Origin of the sequence: Lysinibacillus sp. Ag94 (assembly GCF_023242215.1) — a bacterium.
GTDB lineage: Bacteria > Bacillota > Bacilli > Bacillales_A > Planococcaceae > Lysinibacillus.
This window is the reverse complement of the sequence record NZ_CP096780.1, coordinates 4453714-4476631: the sequence shown is the minus strand read 5'-3', so window position 1 is coordinate 4476631 and position 22918 is coordinate 4453714. Positions and strand designations below refer to the sequence as shown.

The 22918-nt window shown below is 39.1% G+C and carries 31 protein-coding genes, 4 tRNA genes, 1 rRNA gene, 1 pseudogene and 1 other annotated feature; of the genes and pseudogenes, 34 read left to right on the top strand and 3 right to left on the bottom strand.

Translation table 11 applies throughout. The annotated features are described in order from the left end of the window. The first annotated feature begins 8 nt into the window (after positions 1 to 8). The 28 genes and pseudogenes from rplX to MY533_RS21135 all read left to right on the top strand — a co-directional run bounded on the left by rplX (position 9) and on the right by MY533_RS21135 (position 17066). Positions 9 to 317 carry a 50S ribosomal protein L24 gene (gene rplX / locus MY533_RS21270; protein WP_053482809.1) on the top strand — a complete coding sequence of 103 codons (309 nt, stop codon included), beginning with the start codon at positions 9 to 11 and terminating at the stop codon, positions 315 to 317. A 28-nt stretch (positions 318 to 345) separates the two neighbouring features. Then, entirely contained in the window at positions 346 to 885 is a 540-nt protein-coding gene (gene rplE / locus MY533_RS21265) for a 50S ribosomal protein L5 (RefSeq protein ID WP_004233654.1), read from the top strand. Between the two features lie 21 nt (positions 886 to 906). After that, a complete protein-coding gene (locus MY533_RS21260; RefSeq protein WP_004233656.1) occupies positions 907 to 1092 on the top strand; it encodes a type Z 30S ribosomal protein S14 in 186 nt (61 codons plus the stop codon). Between the two features lie 29 nt (positions 1093 to 1121). Next, complete coding sequence (rpsH, locus tag MY533_RS21255; protein WP_008181717.1) at positions 1122 to 1520, top strand: 30S ribosomal protein S8; 399 nt, start codon at positions 1122 to 1124, stop codon at positions 1518 to 1520. Positions 1521 to 1550: 30 nt separating this feature from the next. Beyond that, a complete protein-coding gene (gene rplF, locus MY533_RS21250; protein ID WP_100542760.1) occupies positions 1551 to 2090 on the top strand; it encodes a 50S ribosomal protein L6 in 540 nt (179 codons plus the stop codon). A gap of 32 nt (positions 2091 to 2122) precedes the next feature. Continuing rightward, positions 2123 to 2482, top strand: coding sequence for a 50S ribosomal protein L18 (gene rplR, locus MY533_RS21245; protein WP_132362699.1), 360 nt, complete (start codon positions 2123 to 2125; stop codon positions 2480 to 2482). 21 nt (positions 2483 to 2503) lie between these two features. Beyond that, on the top strand, positions 2504 to 3007 hold the full coding sequence (gene rpsE, locus MY533_RS21240; RefSeq protein WP_049662867.1) for a 30S ribosomal protein S5: 504 nt from the start codon (positions 2504 to 2506) through the stop codon (positions 3005 to 3007). 13 nt (positions 3008 to 3020) lie between these two features. Then, positions 3021 to 3203, top strand: coding sequence for a 50S ribosomal protein L30 (gene rpmD / locus MY533_RS21235; protein ID WP_054771429.1), 183 nt, complete (start codon positions 3021 to 3023; stop codon positions 3201 to 3203). A 34-nt stretch (positions 3204 to 3237) separates the two neighbouring features. Further along, positions 3238 to 3678, top strand: a complete 441-nt coding sequence (gene rplO / locus MY533_RS21230; protein WP_132362701.1) for a 50S ribosomal protein L15 — start codon at positions 3238 to 3240, stop codon at positions 3676 to 3678. Next, positions 3678 to 4973 carry a preprotein translocase subunit SecY gene (gene secY, locus MY533_RS21225; protein WP_248717485.1) on the top strand — a complete coding sequence of 432 codons (1296 nt, stop codon included), beginning with the start codon at positions 3678 to 3680 and terminating at the stop codon, positions 4971 to 4973. The genes rplO and secY overlap by 1 nt, the downstream gene beginning before the upstream one ends. A gap of 70 nt (positions 4974 to 5043) precedes the next feature. After that, complete coding sequence (locus MY533_RS21220; RefSeq protein WP_142509889.1) at positions 5044 to 5697, top strand: adenylate kinase; 654 nt, start codon at positions 5044 to 5046, stop codon at positions 5695 to 5697. Positions 5698 to 5945: 248 nt separating this feature from the next. Beyond that, a pseudogene (locus tag MY533_RS21215) lies at positions 5946 to 6023 on the top strand (type I methionyl aminopeptidase); the annotation flags it as partial. Positions 6024 to 6109: 86 nt separating this feature from the next. Then, positions 6110 to 6328 carry a translation initiation factor IF-1 gene (infA, locus tag MY533_RS21210; RefSeq protein ID WP_004233690.1) on the top strand — a complete coding sequence of 73 codons (219 nt, stop codon included), beginning with the start codon at positions 6110 to 6112 and terminating at the stop codon, positions 6326 to 6328. A gap of 37 nt (positions 6329 to 6365) precedes the next feature. Next, positions 6366 to 6479, top strand: a complete 114-nt coding sequence (rpmJ, locus tag MY533_RS21205) for a 50S ribosomal protein L36 (RefSeq protein ID WP_000868344.1) — start codon at positions 6366 to 6368, stop codon at positions 6477 to 6479. Positions 6480 to 6503: 24 nt separating this feature from the next. Beyond that, on the top strand, positions 6504 to 6869 hold the full coding sequence (rpsM, locus tag MY533_RS21200; RefSeq protein ID WP_049662875.1) for a 30S ribosomal protein S13: 366 nt from the start codon (positions 6504 to 6506) through the stop codon (positions 6867 to 6869). 25 nt (positions 6870 to 6894) lie between these two features. Then, positions 6895 to 7284, top strand: coding sequence for a 30S ribosomal protein S11 (gene rpsK, locus MY533_RS21195; protein ID WP_053482801.1), 390 nt, complete (start codon positions 6895 to 6897; stop codon positions 7282 to 7284). Between the two features lie 139 nt (positions 7285 to 7423). Next, entirely contained in the window at positions 7424 to 8368 is a 945-nt protein-coding gene (locus MY533_RS21190; protein ID WP_004233733.1) for a DNA-directed RNA polymerase subunit alpha, read from the top strand. A 57-nt stretch (positions 8369 to 8425) separates the two neighbouring features. Further along, positions 8426 to 8806 carry a 50S ribosomal protein L17 gene (rplQ, locus tag MY533_RS21185; RefSeq protein ID WP_012296051.1) on the top strand — a complete coding sequence of 127 codons (381 nt, stop codon included), beginning with the start codon at positions 8426 to 8428 and terminating at the stop codon, positions 8804 to 8806. A gap of 496 nt (positions 8807 to 9302) precedes the next feature. Then, positions 9303 to 10148 (top strand): energy-coupling factor ABC transporter ATP-binding protein, encoded by an 846-nt coding sequence (locus MY533_RS21180; protein ID WP_248717484.1) that lies wholly within the window; start codon positions 9303 to 9305, stop codon positions 10146 to 10148. Next, positions 10124 to 10996, top strand: a complete 873-nt coding sequence (locus tag MY533_RS21175) for an energy-coupling factor ABC transporter ATP-binding protein (RefSeq protein ID WP_248717483.1) — start codon at positions 10124 to 10126, stop codon at positions 10994 to 10996. Before MY533_RS21180 ends, MY533_RS21175 begins: the two co-directional genes overlap by 25 nt. Continuing rightward, positions 10993 to 11790 (top strand): energy-coupling factor transporter transmembrane component T family protein, encoded by a 798-nt coding sequence (locus MY533_RS21170; protein ID WP_248717482.1) that lies wholly within the window; start codon positions 10993 to 10995, stop codon positions 11788 to 11790. The genes MY533_RS21175 and MY533_RS21170 overlap by 4 nt, the downstream gene beginning before the upstream one ends. Positions 11791 to 11804: 14 nt before the next feature. Then, on the top strand, positions 11805 to 12545 hold the full coding sequence (gene truA / locus MY533_RS21165; protein WP_248717481.1) for a tRNA pseudouridine(38-40) synthase TruA: 741 nt from the start codon (positions 11805 to 11807) through the stop codon (positions 12543 to 12545). 99 nt (positions 12546 to 12644) lie between these two features. Then, positions 12645 to 12782 (top strand): hypothetical protein, encoded by a 138-nt coding sequence (locus MY533_RS21160; RefSeq protein ID WP_248717480.1) that lies wholly within the window; start codon positions 12645 to 12647, stop codon positions 12780 to 12782. Between the two features lie 257 nt (positions 12783 to 13039). After that, positions 13040 to 13477, top strand: coding sequence for a 50S ribosomal protein L13 (gene rplM / locus MY533_RS21155; protein ID WP_004233742.1), 438 nt, complete (start codon positions 13040 to 13042; stop codon positions 13475 to 13477). A gap of 25 nt (positions 13478 to 13502) precedes the next feature. Further along, positions 13503 to 13895, top strand: coding sequence for a 30S ribosomal protein S9 (gene rpsI / locus MY533_RS21150; RefSeq protein ID WP_004233744.1), 393 nt, complete (start codon positions 13503 to 13505; stop codon positions 13893 to 13895). 200 nt (positions 13896 to 14095) lie between these two features. Next, complete coding sequence (locus MY533_RS21145; RefSeq protein ID WP_248717479.1) at positions 14096 to 15046, top strand: DUF4822 domain-containing protein; 951 nt, start codon at positions 14096 to 14098, stop codon at positions 15044 to 15046. A gap of 179 nt (positions 15047 to 15225) precedes the next feature. Beyond that, complete coding sequence (locus tag MY533_RS21140; protein ID WP_132362717.1) at positions 15226 to 15939, top strand: N-acetylmuramoyl-L-alanine amidase; 714 nt, start codon at positions 15226 to 15228, stop codon at positions 15937 to 15939. Between the two features lie 71 nt (positions 15940 to 16010). Continuing rightward, positions 16011 to 17066, top strand: coding sequence for a P-loop NTPase (locus MY533_RS21135; protein WP_132362719.1), 1056 nt, complete (start codon positions 16011 to 16013; stop codon positions 17064 to 17066). 54 nt (positions 17067 to 17120) lie between these two features. Here MY533_RS21135 and gerD read toward each other — a convergent pair whose 3' ends face one another. Further along, on the bottom strand, positions 17121 to 17723 hold the full coding sequence (gene gerD, locus MY533_RS21130) for a spore germination lipoprotein GerD (RefSeq protein WP_248717478.1): 603 nt from the start codon (positions 17721 to 17723) through the stop codon (positions 17121 to 17123). Positions 17724 to 17876: 153 nt separating this feature from the next. Between gerD and MY533_RS21125 the strand changes: the two genes are divergently transcribed. Then, the gene (locus MY533_RS21125; protein WP_132362723.1) at positions 17877 to 18554 is read left to right on the top strand and encodes a KinB-signaling pathway activation protein; all 678 of its coding nucleotides are present in this window, start codon (positions 17877 to 17879) and stop codon (positions 18552 to 18554) included. Positions 18555 to 18595: 41 nt separating this feature from the next. Here the strand turns inward: MY533_RS21125 and MY533_RS21120 are convergent, their stop codons facing one another. Then, complete coding sequence (locus MY533_RS21120) at positions 18596 to 19252, bottom strand: hypothetical protein (RefSeq protein ID WP_248717477.1); 657 nt, start codon at positions 19250 to 19252, stop codon at positions 18596 to 18598. A 712-nt stretch (positions 19253 to 19964) separates the two neighbouring features. After that, positions 19965 to 20215 (top strand) — a sequence feature (16S ribosomal RNA rRNA prediction is too short). Between the two features lie 89 nt (positions 20216 to 20304). Here MY533_RS21120 and rrf point away from each other — a divergent pair. Further along, positions 20305 to 20420 (top strand): 5S ribosomal RNA (gene rrf, locus MY533_RS21115). A gap of 128 nt (positions 20421 to 20548) precedes the next feature. Here the strand turns inward: rrf and mbcS are convergent. Further along, positions 20549 to 22132: an acyl-CoA synthetase MbcS gene (mbcS, locus tag MY533_RS21110; RefSeq protein WP_248717476.1), complete on the bottom strand. Its 1584-nt coding sequence runs from the start codon at positions 22130 to 22132 to the stop codon at positions 20549 to 20551. Between the two features lie 268 nt (positions 22133 to 22400). Between mbcS and MY533_RS21105 the strand changes: the two genes are divergently transcribed. The 4 genes from MY533_RS21105 (at position 22401) to MY533_RS21090 (ending at position 22916) form a co-directional block, all read left to right on the top strand. Beyond that, positions 22401 to 22477 (top strand) — tRNA-Asn (locus MY533_RS21105). Positions 22478 to 22591: 114 nt separating this feature from the next. Further along, positions 22592 to 22666, top strand: a tRNA-Glu gene (locus MY533_RS21100). A 77-nt stretch (positions 22667 to 22743) separates the two neighbouring features. Next, positions 22744 to 22819: transfer RNA gene (locus MY533_RS21095), tRNA-Val, on the top strand. A 13-nt stretch (positions 22820 to 22832) separates the two neighbouring features. Next, positions 22833 to 22916 (top strand) — tRNA-Tyr (locus MY533_RS21090). Positions 22917 to 22918 lie beyond the last annotated feature (2 nt).

Genomic DNA, 22918 nt, shown 5'->3' with positions numbered 1-22918 from the left:
GCGACAGCATGCATGTAAAAAAAGGTGACAAGGTTAAGGTAATCACTGGTAAGGATAAAGGCAAAGAAGGCGTTATTCTTGCTGCTTACCCTAAACAAGATCGCGTTCTTGTTGAAGGTGTGAACATCGTGAAAAAACACGTAAAACCTAACCAATTGAATCCACAAGGTGGAATTGTAAGCCAAGAGGCTGCAATTCACGTTTCGAACGTAATGCTAATCGATCCTAAATCTGGCGAGCCGACTCGTGTAGGTTATAAAATCGAAAACGGTAAAAAAGTTCGTGTTGCAAAAAAATCAGGTGCAGTAATCGACTAATTTCTATAAAAAGAAGGGAGGTACACAAATGAGCCGCCTAAAAGAAAAATATTTAAATGAAGTTTCTCCTGCTCTTATGAGCAAGTTTGGATATAAATCAGTTATGCAATTGCCGAAAGTTGAGAAAATCGTTATCAACATGGGTGTTGGTGACGCAGTTCAAAACTCAAAAGCATTAGATGCAGCTGTAGAAGAATTAACAATCATCACTGGTCAAAAACCAGTCGTAACTAAAGCGAAAAAATCGATCGCAGGTTTCCGTCTACGTGAAGGTATGCCTATCGGTGCTAAAGTTACATTACGCGGTGAGCGTATGTATGAATTCTTGGACAAATTAATCTCAATTTCACTACCTCGTGTACGTGACTTCCGTGGTGTTTCTAAAAAAGCATTCGATGGTCGCGGTAACTACACTTTAGGTGTTAAAGAGCAATTAATTTTCCCAGAAATCGATTACGATAAAGTTTCAAAAGTACGCGGTATGGACATCGTGATCGTAACGACAGCGAATTCTGACGAAGAAGCTCGCGAGTTATTGACACAATTCGGTATGCCGTTCCAAAAGTAATTAAACAAGGAGGGCGAAAACGTGGCTAAAAAATCTATGATCGTTAAACAACAACGTAAGCAAAAGTTTAAAGTGCAAGAATATACACGTTGTGAACGCTGTGGCCGTCCACACTCTGTATATCGCAAATTCAAACTTTGCCGTATTTGTTTCCGAGAACTTGCATATAAGGGACAAATTCCTGGCGTGAAAAAAGCCAGCTGGTAATCCCCTAATTTGGGAAGGAGGTAAATGTAATGACAATGACTGATCCGATTGCAGATATGCTTACTCGCATTCGTAATGCGAACATGGTTCGTCACGAGAAGTTAGAAGTACCAGCTTCCAACGTGAAAAAAGAAATCGCTGAAATTTTAAAGCGTGAAGGTTTCGTACGTGACGTAGAATACGTGGAAGACAACAAACAAGGTATCATCCGTATCTTCTTAAAATACGGTAAAGATAACGAGCGCGTTATCACTGGTTTAAAACGTATTTCTAAACCTGGTCTACGAGTATACGCAAAAACAAATGAAGTTCCTAAAGTACTGAACGGTCTTGGTATCGCTTTAGTGTCAACTTCACAAGGTTTATTAACAGATAAAGAAGCTCGCGCTAAACAAGTTGGCGGCGAAGTTCTAGCATACGTTTGGTAATTAGCAATAAATGAATGGAGGTGCAACTAAATGTCTCGTGTAGGTAAAAAAATTATCGAGGTACCAGCTAACGTAACTGTTACTGTTGCAGCTGACAACTCAGTTACCGTTAAAGGTCCTAAAGGCGAACTTGTTCGTTCTTTCCACCAAGATATGAAAATTGAGCAAGAAGGTAACGTAATCACTGTATCTCGTCCTTCTGATTCAAAAGAACACCGCACAAACCACGGTACAACACGTGCGCTATTAGCGAACATGGTTACTGGTGTTTCTGTAGGTTTCGAAAAATCATTAGAACTTATCGGTGTCGGTTACCGTGCGCAATTACAAGGTAAAAAACTTGTTCTTAACGTAGGTTATTCACATCCAGTTGAGTTCACACCGGAAGATGGTCTAGAAGTTGAAGTTCCTTCAAACACTAAAATCATCGTTAAAGGTATCAGCAAAGAACGTGTTGGTGCTCTTGCATCTAACATCCGTGACGTGCGTCCACCAGAGCCTTACAAAGGTAAAGGTATCCGTTATGAAGGCGAATACGTTCGTCGTAAAGAAGGTAAAACAGGTAAATAATGCTGCCTAAGCATTAGAAAGGAGTGACCCTTGTGATTACGAAACAAGATAAAAATCAGGTTCGTAAAAAACGTCATGCACGCGTACGTTCTAAAATTTCGGGTACTGCTGAGCGTCCACGCTTAAACGTATTCCGTTCTAACAAGAACATCTACGCTCAACTAATCGATGACGTAGCAGGCGTAACAATCGTTAGCGCATCTTCTCAAGAAAATGGTTTTGAAGGTGCTGGTAGCAATGTTGATGCTGCAACTAAAGTCGGTGAAACAATCGCAAAACGCGCTACGGAAAAAAATATTACTGCTGTAGTATTTGACCGTGGTGGTTACTTATATCATGGACGTGTTAAAGCTTTAGCTGAAGCTGCACGTGAGAACGGTTTAGAATTTTAATAAAAAGGAGGGACACATTTCATGAGTCGAATTGACGCAAACAAACTTGGAGAACTTGAAGAACGCGTAGTTACTATTAACCGTGTTGCTAAAGTTGTTAAAGGTGGACGTCGCTTCCGCTTCACAGCGTTAGTTGTAGTTGGCGATAAAAACGGTCACGTTGGTTTCGGTACTGGTAAAGCTCAAGAGGTGCCAGATGCTATCCGTAAAGCTGTTGAAGATGCGAAGAAAAACTTAATCGAAGTGCCACGCGTAGGTGGAACAACTCCACACTTAGTGCAAGGTCGCTTTGGTGCAGGAGAAATTCTAATTAAACCTGCTGCTCCTGGTACAGGAGTTATCGCTGGTGGTCCAGTACGTGCCGTACTAGAACTAGCTGGTATTACTGATATTCTTTCAAAATCACTTGGAACTAACACACCAATCAATATGGTGCGTGCAACTGTTCAAGGTTTAACTGAATTAAAACGCGTAGAGGACGTAGCTAAATTACGTGGTAAATCAGTGGAAGAAATATTAGGATAAGGGGGGAAAGATAATGGCTAACAAATTAGAAATCACCCTTACAAAATCTGTGATTGGTACTAAACCTGCGCAACGTAAAACAATCGAAGCTCTAGGTTTACGCAAATTACACCAAACTGTTGAGAAAGCTGATAATGCAGCTACTCGCGGTATGCTTGATAAAGTAGCTCACTTAGTTACTGTAAAAGAAATTTAATTTCCAATTATTGAACAAGGAGGTGCCACCCACTATGAAACTGCATGAGTTAAAACCAGCAGAAGGTTCTCGTAAGCAACGCAACCGCGTTGGTCGTGGTATCGGTTCTGGTAACGGTAAGACAGCAGGTAAAGGTCATAAAGGTCAAAACGCTCGTTCTGGTGGCGGTGTTCGCCCAGGCTTTGAAGGCGGTCAAAACCCATTATTCCGTCGTTTACCAAAACGTGGCTTTACGAACATCAACCGTAAAGAATACGCTATCGTTAACCTTGACACATTAAACCGTTTCGAAGACGGTGCAGAGGTAACAGCTGCATTATTACTTGAAACTGGTCTTGTGAGCAATGAAAAAGCTGGAATTAAAGTTCTTGGAAACGGAACTCTTGATAAAAAGCTTACAGTAAAAGCTCATAAATTCTCTGCTTCAGCTAAAGAAGCAATCGAGAATGCCGGCGGAACTACTGAGGTGATTTAATGTTTCAGACGATCTCTAACTTTATGCGTGTTCGAGATATACGAAATAAAATCATTTTCACTCTTTTAATGTTAATCGTTTTCCGTATTGGTACGTTTGTACCGGTACCAAACGTTGACGCTAATGTATTAAAGGTAACTGATGAGTTCAATCTCGTTGGTTTCCTGAATACTTTTGGCGGTGGTGCTTTGAAAAACTTCTCGATCTTCGCGATGGGAATATATCCATACATCACGGCCTCAATTATTGTTCAGTTATTGCAAATGGACGTAGTGCCGAAATTTGCTGAGTGGGCAAAGCAAGGTGAAGTCGGAAGACGTAAACTTGCTCAATTTACTCGTTACTTTACAATTATTCTTGCTTTTATTCAATCATTCGCAATGTCATTTGGCTTTAACAAAATGTATGGTGGATCATTGATTAAAGAAGAAGGAATTTTAACGTATGTTACGATTTCTATTGTATTAACAGCGGGTACAGCATTCCTTGTATGGCTTGCTGAACAAATTACTGCACATGGCGTTGGGAATGGTATTTCTATTGTAATTTTCGCAGGTATTACTGCGGCATTACCGAATGCCATTAACCAAATCTATGCACAGCAAATCGAGGGTGCTGGTGATAAACTATTTATCAATCTAGTAATTCTTGGATTGCTTGTTTTAGTTATGCTTGCAGTAGTGGTTGGAGTTATCTACGTGCAACAAGCACTACGTAAAATTCCAATTCAATATGCTAAACGAGTTACTGGACGTAACCAACAAACTGGTGCTCAACAAACGCATTTACCGTTAAAAGTAAATGCTGCAGGGGTTATTCCGGTAATCTTTGCATCAGCGTTTTTGACAACACCACGTGTGTTAGCTCCGTTCTTTGGCGAAGGTGCTGTAACAACATTCATAGAGAACACGTTTGATTATTCTAAACCTGCTGGGATGGTTGTTTACATTGCATTGATCATTGCCTTCACATATTTCTATGCATTCGTACAAGTGAATCCAGAAAATGTGGCAGATAACTTGAAAAAGCAAGGTGCTTACATTCCGGGTATTCGTCCGGGTGAAAGTACACAAACGTATTTAACAAGCGTGTTATATCGTCTGACATTTGTTGGTGCGATTTTCTTAACTGTTATTTCGGTAATGCCGATTATACTCATGAACATTATGAAACTACCTGCCACAGTGCAGATCGGTGGTACTAGTATTATTATCGTAGTCGGCGTAGCGCTGGAAACGATGAAACAGCTAGAATCTCAACTTGTTAAACGTCACTACAAAGGCTTTATGAAATAATGTTGGTTTTTAGGGAACGTTTCATCGTTTCCTGAAATCAGCAAACCTTTTGTGGGAGGAATATTTCCGTATGAATATCGTTTTAATGGGTCTGCCAGGTGCTGGTAAAGGTACTCAAGCAGATAAAATCGTTGAGAAGTACGCGATTCCTCATATTTCTACAGGCGATATGTTCCGTGCTGCTATGAAAGATGGTACAGAACTAGGCTTGCAAGCTAAATCGTTTATTGATCAAGGTGCTCTAGTACCTGATGAAGTAACGATTGGTATTGTTCGTGAACGACTTGCTAAACATGATTGTGAAAAGGGCTTCTTATTAGATGGATTCCCACGTACTGTTCCTCAAGCTGAAGCTTTAGACAGCATTCTTGCTGATCTTGGTAAAGCTATTGAACATACAATTAACATCCAAGTTGAAAAGGATGAGCTAGTTGCTCGTCTATCAGGTCGTCGTATTTGTAAAACTTGTGGTACATCCTATCACCTTGTTTTCAATCCTCCAGCTGAGGAAGGAAAATGTGATAAAGATGGTGGCGAGCTTTATACACGTGCGGATGATAATCCTGAAACGGTTGCAAACCGTCTGGAAGTAAATATGAAACAAGCACAACCATTACTTGACTACTATGAAGTAAAAGGTGTGTTAACAAATATTGATGGACAGCAAGATATTAACAAAGTGTTTGCTGATCTTGATGCTCTATTACAGGGCAGCCGCAGCTGATACCCGGCTCCGGGCGCAGAATACTGCTTCCGCGGGAGGCATGCGGGAGCAACAACGAAACATAATTTTTTGAGAGTTGCAAAAGCATATTGTGCCCGGTATATATTTCTTTTAAAAAGTGCAACATTACTTTTGAAAGAGTATAATGGGTTTCGTGGAAGCATCTGTGTAACGGGTATGAATATCTCATCAAAGACATTCCGGTATTCGTGTAAACATGGGAGGTTCAGTGCCCTTAATGGTTCTGTATATTCCGTGGATTGTGTGAAGCGAAACCAGACGAGCGTCTTTCAAACATCTCTCATACAATCCAAACATATGTTGAAACGAGGTTGCTTCTATAGTTGCAGCAGATATCCGTTTGATGTAACGATGAGAACTTTAATTTGCATATAGAGAGGAGACAGAGTAGATGGCGAAAGATGATGTAATTGAAGTCGAAGGGACAGTTGTTGAGACTTTGCCAAACGCGATGTTTAAGGTAGAATTAGAAAATGGACATGTGATTCTAGCACACGTTTCTGGTAAGATTCGTATGCACTTTATCCGCATTCTACCTGGAGATAAGGTTACTATCGAGTTATCTCCTTATGATTTAACTCGCGGTCGTATCACATACCGTTTTAAATAATCTTTTGCGCTCCGGACTACTAAGGAGGTTTGGTTAGATGAAAGTGAGACCATCTGTAAAACCGATCTGCGAAAAATGTAAAGTAATTCGCCGACGCGGTAAAGTAATGGTAATTTGTGAAAATCCTAAACACAAACAAAAACAAGGATAATTTTAAAGGAGGTGCACAACGTACATGGCACGTATTGCTGGTGTTGACATTCCTCGCGACAAACGCGTGGTAATTTCATTAACTTACATTTACGGTATTGGTAAAACTACAGCTCAGAAAGTATTAGCTGACGCAGGTATTTCAGAAGATACACGCGTACGCGACTTAACTGAAGATGAGTTAAACAAAATCCGTGAACAATTAGACTCATACAAACTTGAAGGTGACTTACGTCGCGAAACTTCATTAAATATCAAACGTCTGATGGAAATCGGTTCATTCCGTGGTATCCGTCACCGTCGTGGTTTACCTGTTCGTGGTCAAAATACGAAGAACAATGCGCGTACGCGTAAAGGTCCTCGTAAAACTGTAGCGAACAAGAAAAAATAATAAGTAAAGGAGGTTCCTTCTTAACATGGCTCGTAAACAACAAACTCGTAAACGTCGTGTGAAAAAGAATATCGAATCTGGTATCGCACACATTCGTTCTACATTTAACAATACAATCGTAACGATTACAGATATGCAAGGTAACGCTGTATCTTGGTCAAGTGCTGGTGCTCTTGGTTTCCGTGGTTCACGTAAATCTACACCATTCGCTGCTCAAATGGCTGCAGAAACTGCTGCTAAAGCATCCCTTGAACATGGTCTGAAAACGTTGGAAGTAACTGTTAAAGGTCCTGGTGCAGGTCGTGAAGCTGCAATTCGTGCACTTCAAGCTGCTGGTTTAGATGTAACTGCTATTAAAGACGTTACTCCAGTTCCTCATAATGGTTGCCGTCCACCAAAACGTCGTCGCGTGTAATGGGTGCGTCTCATATTGTATGAGAACATCATTTTTTGTACAGACTGTCTTGTGCAGATAATAAACGATACGTCAATGACGATCGAATCTATGATGGAAAGAACCTATACATTCGATGTTTTGAAGGAGGGTAAATAAAATGATCGAAATTGAAAAACCAAAGATTGAAACGGTGGAGATCAGCGAAGATTCCAAATATGGAAAGTTTGTTGTAGAACCGCTTGAACGCGGATATGGAAACACTTTGGGTAATTCTTTACGTCGTATCCTTCTGTCTTCATTACCAGGAGCTGCTGTCACTTCAATTCAAATTGACGGTGTTCTTCACGAATTCTCAACTGTAGAAGGCGTTGTAGAGGATGTAGCTTCAATTATTTTGAACGTGAAAAAACTAGCTCTTAAAATCTACTCTGACGAAGAAAAAGTTATTGAGATTGATGTAAAAGGCGATGGTACAGTTACAGCTGCTGACATTACACATGACAGTGATGTAGAAATTTTAAACCCGGATCTATATATTGCAACAATCGCTAAAAACGGTCATTTACGTATGCGTATGTACGCTCAACGCGGCCGTGGTTACACTCCTGCTGATCAAAACAAACGTGAGGATCTTCCTATCGGCGTGATCCCGATCGACTCTATTTACACTCCAGTATCACGCGTCAATTTCCAAGTGGAAAATACTCGTGTAGGTCAGTCTTCTGACTACGATAAACTTTCTCTTGATGTGTGGACAGATGGTAGCATCGGTCCGAAAGAGGCGATTTCGCTCGGAGCAAAAATTTTAACCGAGCATCTAAACATCTTCGTTGGCATGACAGATGAGGCACAAACTGCTGAAATCATGGTCGAAAAAGAAGAAGATCAAAAAGAAAAAGTTTTAGAGATGACTATCGAAGAACTTGATCTTTCTGTTCGTTCTTATAACTGCTTAAAACGCGCTGGTATTAATACAGTACTAGAACTTGCGAATAAGTCAGAAGACGACATGATGAAAGTTCGTAACCTTGGACGTAAGTCACTTGAAGAGGTAAAAGCGAAGTTAGAAGAGCTTGGTTTAGGGTTACGCAAAGAAGACTAAGCGATTTAAACAAAACTTACAAGATCAGATAATTTTTTATAAAGGAGGGAAACGTCCATGGGTTACAGAAAACTTGGTCGTACAAGTTCTCAACGTAAAGCGATGTTACGTGACTTAGCTACTGATTTAATCATCAACGAGCGTATCGAAACTACTGAGGCTCGCGCTAAAGAAGTACGTAAAGCTGTTGAAAAAATGATTACTTTAGGTAAACGCGGAGATTTACACGCACGCCGTCAAGCTGCTGCATTCATCCGTCGTGAACTAGTAACAACTACTGATGCTGAAGGTAACGAAACAACTTCATTTGCACTGCAAAAGTTATTTGATGATGTTGCACCACGTTATGCAGAGCGTCAAGGTGGTTACACTCGTATTCTTAAAGTAGGTCCTCGTCGTGGTGACGGTGCACCTGTTGTTGTGATTGAATTAGTTTAATCATAAGAGAAGACAAGTGGTGAAGAGGGTGGAATCACCACCCTCTTTCTTTATAAACGATTTATACGACAAATAATTAAGCTGAGCGTTATGATGAGCGGACACTGTTGTGTGGCGTCTCGTTTAGCTCTCCGCACCTCATTCAGAGGGAACAAGGGCTTGAGCACCCGTGTTTCTTGAAAATGTAACGACTAGCGCATTTCTATCGAATGAGGTGCGCGCTTTTTTATTTTTTAGGGAAGTATGATAGCGCCAATTTAGTGGTGCTTTTTTTTATAGGCTGATTTATAGAATGCAGTTACGGTAATGTTTGAGGTGGTTCACACCAATATTTAATGTATGCTATAAATTATATTTAGTCCTATTAGTTTTAAAAATAAAACGAAAAGTGATTTTAGCACTTTTCTTTTATTGACATAATGATTGTAGTAGAATTCATACATAAAAAAGTGTAAGTTAGTTAGTAGAGCTGAGCATGTAGAGAGGAGTTCTAGAAATGCCAGAAATTTTATCATTAAATAATGTGACATTTTCATATACACCAGAAGAAAAAGAAAGTCGCAATGCTGTTGAAAATGTAAGCTTTGCAGTTCAAGAAGGGGAATGGATTGCCATTGTTGGCCATAACGGTTCTGGTAAATCCACCATTGCAAAGCTTATGAATGGTTTGTTATACCCACAGCGAGGCGATGTACGCATATTACGAGAACCATTAAGTGAAGAAAACTTGTGGGAAAGCCGTTCACAGATAGGCATGGTTTTCCAAAATCCAGACAATCAATTTGTTGGAGCGACAGTGCAGGATGATGTTGCTTTTGCTCTTGAAAATAACGGAGTACCGTTTGAAGAGATGGTAGAACGTGTACATGCGGCACTTGAGCAAGTAAAAATGAGCGATTTTTTAGATCATGAGCCACATCACTTATCAGGTGGTCAAAAGCAGCGTGTGGCTATTGCAGGTGCACTTGCGATGAAACCTAAGCTTCTTATATTAGATGAAGCTACTTCTATGTTAGATCCACAGGGGCGTGCTGAGGTATTACACACTGTTCAAACTTTACGGGCTGAAACAGGGTTAACAGTAATATCTATTACGCATGATTTAGAGGAAGCCATGCTTGCAAATCGTGTTCTCTTTATGAATGATGGAAAGAAATTTGCTGAGGGTACACCTGGTGAAATTTTTGCACTTGGAGACAAGCTAGTTGAGTTTGGACTAGACTTACCATTTGCCATGAAGTTATCAAAGTTATTACAAAAGGAAGGTGTTCCATTAATGGGACAACATATGACAGAAGAAGAGTTGGTGAATGATTTATGGACATCAAACTTCAACAAGTAAGCTATGCCTATTCACAGGGTACACCTTTTGAAAAACGTGCATTATTCGATGTAGATTTTGAAATCCCATCACATACGTATCAGGCAATTATCGGACATACAGGTTCTGGTAAATCGACAATTCTTCAGCATTTCAATGCACTTCTAAGACCAACCTCTGGGGAAGTACATATAGGAGATCGCATTGTAGTAGCTGGGAAAAAGGCGAAGGATTTAAAGGCTGTACGTCAAAAGGTTGGTATTGTGTTTCAATTCCCGGAGCATCAGCTGTTTGAAGAAACCGTTTTAAAGGATATTATGTTTGGCCCTATGAATTTTGGTGTATCAGAGCAAGAGGCTGAAGCACGAGCAAAAGAACTTATAGGCTTAGTCGGCTTACCAGAGACCGTACTTGAAAAATCACCTTTTGATTTATCAGGCGGACAAATGCGTAGGGTAGCAATTGCTGGCGTTTTAGCGATGGAACCTGAAGTTATTGTTTTAGATGAACCAACTGCAGGGCTTGATCCACGCGGTCAGAAAGAGATTATGGATATGTTTTATAAGCTACACAAGGAACGTGGTCTAACGACGATTCTTGTAACGCACAGTATGGAGGACGCAGCTCGTTATGCAGACAATATTGTCATTATGCATGAAGGGAAAAATGTACTAAGTGGCACACCACAAGAAATTTTTAAAGATGTAGTGACATTAAAAAATTTCCGCTTAGAACCACCTCGTATCGTACGCTTTCAACAAAAAATTGAAACAATGATAAACAAATCCTTCTCAAAGATCTGCTTAACCGAAGAAGAGCTAGCAGCTGAAATTGCTCGGGTACTAAGAGAGGAGCGTGGACAGTCATGATGGAGAAAATGATATTTGGTCGCTTTCTTCCCGGAAATTCTCCAGTTCATAAGCTCGATCCACGATCAAAGCTTATATTTGTGTTTGCATTCATTATTATTGTTTTTTTAGCAAACAACACAGTGACATATGCCTTGTTATTAGCTTTTACTTTACTCATTGTGCTCATATCAAATATTCGTTTATATTTTTTAATTAATGGTCTAAAACCAGTAATTTTTTTAATGGCATTTACCTTCTTAATTCATATATTTATGACGAAAGAAGGTGCTTTAGTATTTGAGTGGAAGTTTATTACTATTTACGAAGAAGGTATTCGACAAGGGATCTTTATTTCGATACGTTTCCTAGTTTTAGTGTTTATGACATCTATTTTAACGCTTACAACATCACCGATTTCTATTACGGATGGTATTGAAGTACTGTTAAATCCATTAAAAGCGGTAAAAGTGCCAGTACATGAGTTGGCTTTGATGATGTCTATTTCATTGCGCTTTATTCCAACGTTAATGGATGAAACAGATAAAATTATGAAAGCACAAATGGCACGTGGTTCGGATTTATCTTCTGGGCCAATAAAAGACCGCATTAAAGCGGTTGTGCCATTACTAGTACCTCTCTTTGTCAGTGCTTTTAAACGAGCCGAAGATTTAGCAACAGCTATGGAAGTAAGAGGTTACCGTGGAGGCGAAGGGCGTACGAGGTATCGCAAGCTAAAATGGGATATGAGTGATACATTTTCACTTGTGTTATTAGTAGCAATGGCCGTTTTACTATTCTTCTATAGAAGTTAAAAGGAGTAAGCTTTATGCGACGATTAAAAGCAATTATAAGTTATGATGGAACGCAATTTTCTGGTTATCAAGTACAGCCTGGAGAGCGCACAGTACAGGCTGAGGTTGAGCGTGTTCTAACCATTATGCATAAAGGGGAAAAGATAAAGGTAACAGCTAGTGGACGTACAGATGCAAGGGTACATGCAACAGGCCAAACATTGCATTTTGATTCACCACTAGCGATCCCAGTAGATAAATACATGAAGGCATTAAATGTTCAACTGCCAAGAGATATTCGAGTAATGTCGATGGAAGAAGTAGCTGCTGATTTTCATGCGCGCTACAGTGTAACAGGAAAGCGGTACCGATATATATGGTCATGTGAGCCTGTACAAAGTCCATTTCGCAGACAATACACTGTAGAGACAAATGGTGTGAAACCAAATGTTGAGGCAATGCAGGAGGCAGCAAAGGCTATTATCGGTACACATGACTTTTCATGCTTTTGTGCAGCCAATACAAGTGTCAAAGATAAGGTCCGTACAGTGACTGCACTACAATTTGAATGGTATGGTGAAGAGCTTCATATGGTGATTGAAGGAAATGGCTTCTTATATAATATGGTACGCATCATTGCAGGCACACTTTGGGAAGTTGGTATAGGACGTCGTGACATTGAGAACGTGGCGTTAGTCGTTCAATCTATGAATCGCGATAAGGCGGGTAAAACTGCACCTCCACAAGGTCTGTATCTTGAGAAAGTCTTCTATTAAAATGGCTTATCCAAAGTTGGGCTGTCATTTGTTTAACGTATATCATGAGGATAAGTTGATTGGAGTGGAGGCTGGGCGACTCCTTGGGGAGCGTCACAGATGAGACCCTGCAGCGTAGCGGATGTTTTCTGTGCGAAAGCGAAGCGTCAGCGGCAAATGTTTCCTGTAGCGAAAGTGAAACGACAGCTACAAAGCGCTCAGTCGGAACGGAAATCAACCACTCGTTTTGGTGATTAGCCATTATAATGGTATAAAATTTTTGACACGAAATAACATTATTATTTTAAAAATGAAGGCTCATAAAAGCCCTAATTTAACCAATCAATGAATCTGAACAACTTCGCCAGGTGTTTATTGAAATTGCTTGACTTTAAAAGTCATTCATTATATGATAACAGATGGTATTTTCATTACCACCACAAATAAGCCCCGAAAACTTATAGTGTAGTTTAATGAAAAATAACGGTAATCGAATCGATTAGGAGGATATATACATGCGTACAACATTCATGGCTAAAGGTCACGAAGTAGACCGTAAATGGCTAGTAGTTGATGCAGAAGGCCAAACTCTTGGACGTTTAGCTTCTGAAGTAGCTGCTATCTTACGTGGTAAACATAAACCAACATTCACACCAAACGTTGACACAGGTGATCACGTAATCATCATCAACGCTGACAAAATCCATTTAACTGGTAACAAATTAGAGGGTAAACTTTACCGTCACCACACTCAATTTGCGGGTGGTTTAAAAACTCGTACTGCTGGTGAAATGCTAGATAAGTACCCAACAAGAATGATCGAATTAGCAGTTAAAGGTATGCTTCCTAAAAACTCTTTAGGTCGCAAAATGTTCACTAAACTTAACGTTTACACTGGAACAGAGCATCCACATGCTGCACAAAAACCAGAAGCATACGAGCTTCGCGGATAATATAAATTAAGAGGAGGATATTACTTTGGCACAAGTTCAATACATCGGCACTGGTCGCCGTAAAAGCTCTGTAGCTCGCGTACGTTTAGTACCAGGTACAGGTAAAATTGTTATCAACAAACGTGAAATCGAAGAATACGTACCATTCGCTGCATTACGTGAAGTAATTAAACAACCATTAGTAGCAACTGAAACTACAGGAAGCTACGATATCCACGTAAACGTTAACGGTGGTGGATACACTGGTCAAGCTGGTGCAGTACGTCACGGTATCGCTCGTGCTCTACTTCAAGTAGACCCAGATTTCCGTGCTGCATTAAAATCTGCTGGATTACTTACTCGTGATTCACGCATGAAAGAACGTAAAAAACCAGGTCTACGCGGCGCTCGTCGTGCACCTCAGTTCTCAAAACGTTAATATCGTTGTTATATCAACGTTTCAAGCCCTTTCTCGAATTTTCGGGAAGGGGTTTTTTTATGTTTTGATACTTCAAGTTCAAGCGTTTCAAAATATCCTGTGGCACTGTTGTTGTATAAATAGCAATTGCGATGTGTAATTTATATAGAAATGGCTGATACTATTTTCAAGTTGGTAATTCTGAAAATGGAGGTCAATATATGAAAAAGCTATTAATATTATCAATTGCAGTACTGGCGCTTCTTGGTGCATGTGGTAGTAAGACTGATGTAAAAAAAACTGAAGAAGTAAGAACAGGAAATAATGCAGACCAAAGACAGGTAGAAATAACAGACGGTCAAGCAAATGCTGAAATTCTTAGCAGTTCAGATTGGCAAGCTACAAAAGTTTACGATAAAAATAATAAAGACTTAACTGCGGAAAATTCAAATTTAATGGGCCTAGCGAAATATGACGCTAATTCAGGACGCTATGAATTCTTCGATCCGAATACAGCTGGAAGCATCGACGATAAAGGGATTTTCTTTATTACGAATGATGGAAAGCGTAGAATATTGATCTCAGAAACGAAAAATTATCAAGAAATTGTGGATATTACTAAGCTAACAAATTCAATGTTTACTTATAAACGAATGGGAAAAGATGCAAATGGTAGCGATGTAGAGGTATTTGTTGAACATGTCCCTTATAAGGAAAAACACTTAACATTTACTGCACCAGATAAAAAATTAAATAATTCTACAGGCACTATTGTTCAGGACGTAGATGGAGATAAAATTTTAGCTAGTACGCTTTGGCAAGGAACAGTCGTATTAGATGCAAGTAAAAATGATGTAACACAATATAATACAAATTTTATTAGCATTGCGAAATACGATGCTAATACGAATAAATATGAGTTTTTCAATCCTGAAACAGGTAAAAGTCGTGGTGACTATGGATACTTTAATGTGATCGATGGAAATAAATTAAGAGCTCATGTTTCAATTGGTGAAAATAAATATGGGGCTGTGCTCGAAATTACTGAACTAAATAATAAGAAATTCACATATATCAGAACTGGTAAAGATAAAGACGGTAACGATATAACAGTATTTGTTGAGCATGAACCTTATGCAGGTAAGTATAAACCAGAATTTACACTAAAATAAAAATTAACGGCTTTAGTCCATGTATTATTAATGGAGTAATGCCGTTTTAGCATTACTAAAAAAGTATCTTCTATCACAAGTTCAAACTCTCAACTTTAATACTTGAGAGTTTTTTTTACTTTCTGGCATAGTTCATTCACTAACTTCGTACACTATCTGTAAAAGGGTGGTGGATATGGGTGAAGCGCTGGCTTGCACTAGGAGTAATTATGCTAATGAGTATAGTGGTCGTGGCATATGAAACGAATGCTTCGAACCGTAACTTCTTCTTACCGGACCCACTTGGTGGCATAAAAATTGTCATTGACGCGGGACATGGAGGTCAGGATGGAGGTGCCTCAAAGGGCGAAGTAATTGAAAAGGATATTACACTTGCAATTGCGCAGCATGTGGAGAAGCAATTAAAGAAAAAAGGCGCAACAGTCGTAATGACACGGACAAAAGATGGCGATGTTATTGATGAGCACGCGTCATCAGAAAAGTTTGGAACATTGAGAGAAAGAAAAAAGCAGGACATCTTTTTAAGAAAAGACATAGTAGCAAAAGAAAAACCGGATCTTTTTATTACAATTCATGCAAATGCCATTCCTGAAACAAAATGGCGTGGAGCACAGGTGTTCTATCATAAAGAAGGACATGCTGAAAGTGAATTATTAGCAAAGAGCATTCAAGATTCCATTCGCACTAATTTGAAAAATACAGATCGAGAAGCGATGTCTATACAACAAATATATTTACTGAAAAAAGCTGAGGTACCTGCTGCACTAGTAGAAACAGGATTTATAAGTAATGATGAGGAACGTGCACTATTAACTGATAAGAAATACCAAGAAAAAATGGGAGATGCTATTGTGGAAGGTATAGAAGAGTATTTATTAGCTAAAATTGAATAGAGCAACAACACAACGTAAATCAAATCATTATGATATACTAACATTGAGATAATATAAGGGGAGTGTTCGTCGTGATAACTGAACAACAAGTACGAGAAATACTAGGACAACTACAAGATCCATTTTTACATAAATCATTTGCTGAAACAGACGGTATTACAAACGTAGCAATTAAAGAAGAGAAGAATCATGTCAGTGTAAAAGTTGCGATTGCTAAAACTAATACACCTGAACAATTACAGCTACAAATGAAAATTGTTGAAGCTCTAAAGGAAGCAGGTGCTGGTACAGTTGGTATTCGTTTCGAAGAGCTGTCAGCAGAAAAACTACAGAGCTTCCGTGGCGTAGCAACTGAGGCTGAGGCACAAGATATTTTATCTCCACTTAGCACAGTCCAAGTTATTTCAATTGCCTCTGGTAAAGGCGGTGTAGGGAAATCTACAGTTTCAGTTAACTTAGCTGTTGCATTAGCTCGTTTAGGTAAAAAAGTTGGCTTAATTGATGCTGATATTTATGGATTCAGTGTGCCCGATATGATGGGTGTTACAGATATGCCTAAAGTGGTAGACAATCGAATTTTCCCTGTTGATCGTTTAGGTGTAAAAATGATTTCAATGGGCTTCTTTGTTGAAAATAACGCACCGATTGTATGGCGTGGGCCAATGTTAGGGAAAGTGTTAGATCAGTTCTTCCGTGATGTAGAATGGGGTGAACTAGACTATCTACTATTGGACTTACCACCAGGTACAGGTGACGTTGCATTAGATATTCACCAAATGCTTCCTTCTTCAAAAGAAATTGTCGTAACAACACCGCATCCAACTGCAGCGTTCGTTGCTGCTCGTGCAGGTGCAATGGCTTTACAAACAGATCATGAAATTTTAGGTGTTATTGAAAACATGGCATGGTATGAATCGAAATCAGGTGACCGTGAATTCGTATTCGGTCAAGGTGGAGGTCCTAAATTAGCAGAAGAACTACGTACAGAGCTACTTGGTCAAATTCCACTTGGTCAGCCTGACTGGTCAGAGGAAGATTTTGCACCTTCTGTTTATGCTGAAAAACACACAACAGGACAAATTTATTTAGATATCGCGACGAACATCATTAATAAATTAAATAAATAATGAAAACGGATTTCCTCGAACAATGGAGGAAATCCGTTTTTCATATATGAGTGGTTACTCAGAGCCTTTTTGCTCATTACCTCCACCACCGCCACCAGCCTCTTTTTTACCGCCGCTAGCTTTACCTGTCTCGCCACCGCTCTTCTTAATAAGCTCCTGCCATTTCGTTTGCATAAGCGGACTTTCAATCGTTTCCTTGACGACTTCCTCCATTTGTTTTCTCATATTGGAGGATTTTAAAATAGTCTCTAACTGCTTTTGCATATCTGGCTGGCCAAAGAAAGCTTCCATATCTTTTTGGAAGGAAGGATCTTTTATTAATTCCTTCATAATATCCTGTTGCTGCTTTTGCATACTTTTAGCGACAGTTTCTTTAAACTTTGGATCTTCGAATGTTTTCTTCCAAAAGTCTTCTGCTTCTTTGGAAAGCAGTGTAGCTTCGGTAGCTTTTTTCACTTCATCATGCTCCAAAACCAATAATTCACGGAAACTTGGTTCCTCTAAAAGCTTTCGCAACGCCTTTTTACCATCCTCTGTTTGTAAAGAGTCGATCATTATTTTTTTTATTTCATCATAGGACATGGTAGAGGCTTTATCTGGTGAAGAACAGGCAGAAAGAAAAAGCATTAGGATTAGTAGTAAGAAGAATTTTCGCATCAATCGTCAGTCCTTTCTATAAATAGACTCTTTCAATTATTGTTCACATTTATGATGACTTTATGTATTGGTTACGATGAGAAATAGCTTTTTTAACAATGCATTGTTAAAATAAGTACAGATATACATTGAGAAATTGGGGGACTTTTAGTTGTGACGATACGAAATTGGGCAAAGTTTTTCTTCTTTGCGATGCTTGTTGGTGGCGCAGTTAACGGAGTATGCAGTTTATTTTTTCGCTGGGACTTCTTCCAGCCATATATTGCAAACGGTCAATGGGGAGAGTTTTTGGCCGGGCTTTTATGGATGGTTTTCTTAGGATTTACGATGAGTGTTATTGCACAGGCAGGCTTTTTTGCTTATTTAACGCTCCATCAAGTAGGGGTAAATATTTTTAGAACACTTACATTATGGAATTGGATACAGCTATTACTAATTGCTATTACTATTTTTGATATTATATTCTTCCGCTTTATACCGGATGTAAAAGAAGGTCAAAGTTGGGTATTCTATAGTTGTTTGTTAATTTCTTTAATATTCAGTGCTATAGCAACGGCTATTCAAAAAGTAAAATTAACAGGAAAAAAACATGTTTTCATTTCAGCATTATTTTTTATGATTGTTATTACTACATTAGAATGGACAATTGCATTAATGGGTCGCGATGAAAATATTAACGAGTATGTTGCACTTTTACTATTCCCACTACTCGCTGTAAATGCGTATCAATTATTAGTATTACCAAAATATAATGCAAAATCCGAAGAAGATCGTCAAAAATTAGAAGCGCGCCGTAAAGCACGTCGTCGTGAACAAGCTAAAAATGCATAATAAAAAAAGAAGTTGCCTCTATTTTTGGAGGCAACTTCTTTTTATGGTGATTTTTTAGTTTGAACTTTATAGCCGAATATATTTTCCTCAATCGACATAAATTTATTTTGTTGTAGAAATGTATTCAGCTCTTTTAACGAGATGTTATTATTTTGGTGTAAAGACATAAAAACAAAATCTCCCTTTTGTAATTTAGGTGTTTTTTCACCTTTCCAGATGAGAGAGGGAGAAAGTATATTCATCTGCTGTTGAAATAAGTTGTTTTGTAAATCCTGCGAATACTGATGATTTCGTGTTGCAAACCAAAGTGGTGTTTTTTGAAAATGCTTTTCGTAAATTTTAATATCTTTTTGAACGACGGCAAGATCAATCGGCTTATCTACTGAATCCTCAGGTCCTAATAATCCTGTAGGTAGTTTTCGCTCTTGAATGATTTTTAGGTGGTCAGGTGAACGTTCAATCCATGCAGCATCTAACAATAGAAGCGGATAAGGTTCTTTTACAGTTTTAAGCCAGTCCAACAGGGTGTCATCAGAGAAAGAAATTTCGACAATAAGTGATGTACCATAATGTCCTTTTGTTACAACTGCTGGAGCATCAGCAATGTTGAATACAGAAATCATAGTAGAATTTATCGGCTTTATAAAGATAAATAGTATTACGATTAAAAACAGTGAAATCAACGTTTTACGAACCATCTTAACGACCTCGTTTCTATATTTTTAACTTCTTTCAGCAAATGTTTTCGTAGCGAAAGTGAAACGTCAGCTACAAATGTTTCCTGGGCGGTGAGATGAATGCGGGTCTCAGCTACTTTCCAGCGGGTGTTCAAACATCTGTACTTGTCGCTACGCAAAGACATCCGCTGGAATAGAGGAACTATAGCTAAAAACTTCACATCCTGTGAAAATGTCTAAGAACATCGTGTTGACCCAAAGCTTTGTCACGTCGCATCCATGCGATAACGGCTAACTGACCTGCATCGGTGCTGCTGACGCTACACTTTCGCACAAAAGACATCTGTGGCTGACGCTACGTTAGCACTGCGCGTTCGCACAAAAAACATTTGCAGACCTAAGCATAAAGCCTATTCCGGACGCAATTAGCCGAGGCATAATTGATATGAAAAAATAAGTTCCTAAAAAAACTTATGATATAGTGTTGACTTTCATGAATAATCGATGTTATTATGTATAAGTCGCCAAGAGGTGACGCAGTAAATGAAAAAATGAACCTTGAAAACTGAACAAGCAAAACGTAATCAATAAAGTTTTTAGTAACTAACCATGAGTTAGTGAATGAAACAAAATTTTGGACATCAAACATGATGCCAGCAAAACAATTTGAGCTAATCAAATTTCTTTTTATGGAGAGTTTGATCCTGGCTCAGGACGAACGCTGGCGGCGTGCCTAATACATGCAAGTCGAGCGAACAGAGAAGGAGCTTGCTCCTTTGACGTTAGCGGCGGACGGGTGAGTAACACGTGGGCAACCTACCTTATAGTTTGGGATAACTCCGGGAAACCGGGGCTAATACCGAATAATCTATTTCACTTCATGGTGAAATACTGAAAGACAAACATTCAATGCACCGTTTATCCAGTTTTGAAAGAACAATCTTTCAAGGGTTTCAAGATACGAGTAGTTCGAGGAAGCGATGGAGAGAAGGAAGGAGCGTACTCAAGTACGTGACTGACTGAACGACAGAAGCTGACGAAGAAATACGATGTATATTGAAAGCCGAAAATAGTCTAGTGATGATGGCAAAGAGGTCACACCCGTTCCCATACCGAACACGGAAGTTAAGCTCTTTAGCGCCGATGGTAGTTGGGGGATTCCCCCTGTGAGAGTAGGACGTCGCTAGGCGCAAAAAGTCGCTGCTGATAAACTCAGTAGTGGCTTTTTTTATATGCAAAAGAATAATTAAATACTAGCAATATATATAAAGGAGACATTTCAACCAAGTGAATGGTAAAATGTCTCTTTATTATATTTTATACAGTTGTTGTTGCTGCTCGTAGTTCTATACGACGAATCTTACCAGAAGTTGTTTTTGGTAGCTCATCGATAAAGACAATACTACGAGGATATTTATAAGGCGCTGTTAATGCTTTAACGTGCTCTTGGAGTTCTTTTATTAACACTTCCTCATCACGATCTCTGAAGCTTTCTCGTAAGATGACAAAGGCTTTAACAATATGTCCCCTAATTTCATCTGGAGCTGCGACTACAGCACATTCTTGTACAGCTTCATGTTTATTTAAAGCATCTTCTACTTCAAATGGCCCAATTGTATAGCCTGATGAAATAATGATGTCATCTCCTCGACCTTCAAACCAGAAGTAGCCGTCTTCATCGCATTTGGCTTGGTCTCCAGTAATATACCAATCTCCACGGAAGGCAGCTTGTGTACGTTCAGGCTCACGATAGTACTCCTTAAATAGAGCAGGAGAAGATTTGTGTACTGCAATATCTCCAACTTCTCCAACCGGTACCTCGTTGCCTTCATGATTTATAATACGAACAATATTGCCGGGTGTAGGAACACCCATTGAACCTGGACGTAAATCTATATTTTCAAGTGTGCCGATTAATAAAGTATTTTCTGTTTGTCCATAGCCATCACGAACTTTAAGATTGAAATTTTTCATAAATGTTTCGATGACTGGTCGATTTAATGGTTCACCAGCTGAAACAGCACTGCGTAGAGAAGATAAATTATAGTCTTTTAAATTATCAATCTTCGCCATAATTCGATATTCCGTTGGAGTACAGCACAATACATTAACCTTTTCTTCTTGAAGCAGTTTAAGATATGTTTTTGCATCAAATCCTCCGTGGTATACAAATGCAGTAGCGCCCAGCATAATAGTCGATAAAAATGGGCTCCAAATCCATTTTTGCCACCCTGGAGCTGCTGTAGCCCAAACTAAGTCACCTTCACGTACACAAAGCCATTGTGAAGCGGCCGTTTTAATATGTGCATAACCCCATCCGTGTGAATGAACAACTCCTTTTGGTTTGCCAGTTGTGCCAGATGTATAAGAAAGAAATGCCATATCATCTCTTTTAGTAGCAGCTGCTGTAAATGTATCTGGCTGAGTACTTGCTAAGTCATCTAAAGAGGTCCAATCACCAGTAGCAGTGCCTATAACCAATTTATTATTTAAAGCCTCCACTGAAGAAGTAATACTATCTACCTCACTAGTGAACGCTTCATAGGCTATTACTGCTCTTGCAGAAGAGTGTTCCATACGATATTCTAAATCACTTGCACGTAACATTTCTGAACAAGAAATAGGAACAATCCCAGCCTTTAGACAGCCAAGGAAGACAAAATAAGCTTCAGGCAGACGAGGAATAATAACTAATACGCGATCTCCTTTTTGAAGCCCCTTCTTCGTAAAGGCGTGCGCGTATTGGTTCATTTTTTGAACAAGTTCAACATAGGAAATTGTTTGACGCTCCTGCTGAGTATTTAGCCACCGTATTGCTTGGCGATCACTATCACGAGAAAATTTCTCCAATTCCTCTGTAATATTATAAAATTCCGGTGCAATTAAATCGTTTGTTACCATATGAACATTCCTCCCCTAATCAAATTTGATAGAAAATTCATAAAACTATTTTTATTTTATCAATTGCAATAATATACAGCAAGAATATTCTGTACATGAAATAGAAATATTAGATTTAATAGAGAACTATTACGTTTCTTGTTGCTGCATAGGAAGACTTCGACAAAAAATATAAAAATTTTCACAAAAAGTATTGCATAATTTATAATGCTTGCTATAATAATAAATGTACTTAAGAGGTTTTAAAAACCGAATTGAATAGTATTGTTCCGAAGTAGCTCAGTTGGTAGTAGCACCTGACTGTTAATCAGGTTGTCGCAGGTTCGAGTCCTGCCTTCGGAGCCATTTTTTTGCTCATTTTTAAAGGTGATGTATACATAAAATTTTTTCAAAAAAGTATTGCATCTTACGACGAAAAATGTTATCATAATACTTGTCTTGTTTGAGACATTTGAAAATGGCCCCTTGGTCAAGTGGTTAAGACACCGCCCTTTCACGGCGGTAACACGGGTTCGAATCCCGTAGGGGTCACCATTTTTTAAAGCATTGTAGTAATGCAAAGGCTTAAAAATAAAATAAAAAACTGTAAAGAAATGAACACCTGTTTCTATGGAGGATTAGCTCAGCTGGGAGAGCATCTGCCTTACAAGCAGAGGGTCGGCGGTTCGAGCCCGTCATCCTCCACCATATGTGTTATTTCGGAGGGGTAGCGAAGTGGCTAAACGCGGCGGACTGTAAATCCGCTCCTTAGGGTTCGGCGGTTCGAATCCGTCCCCCTCCACCAGT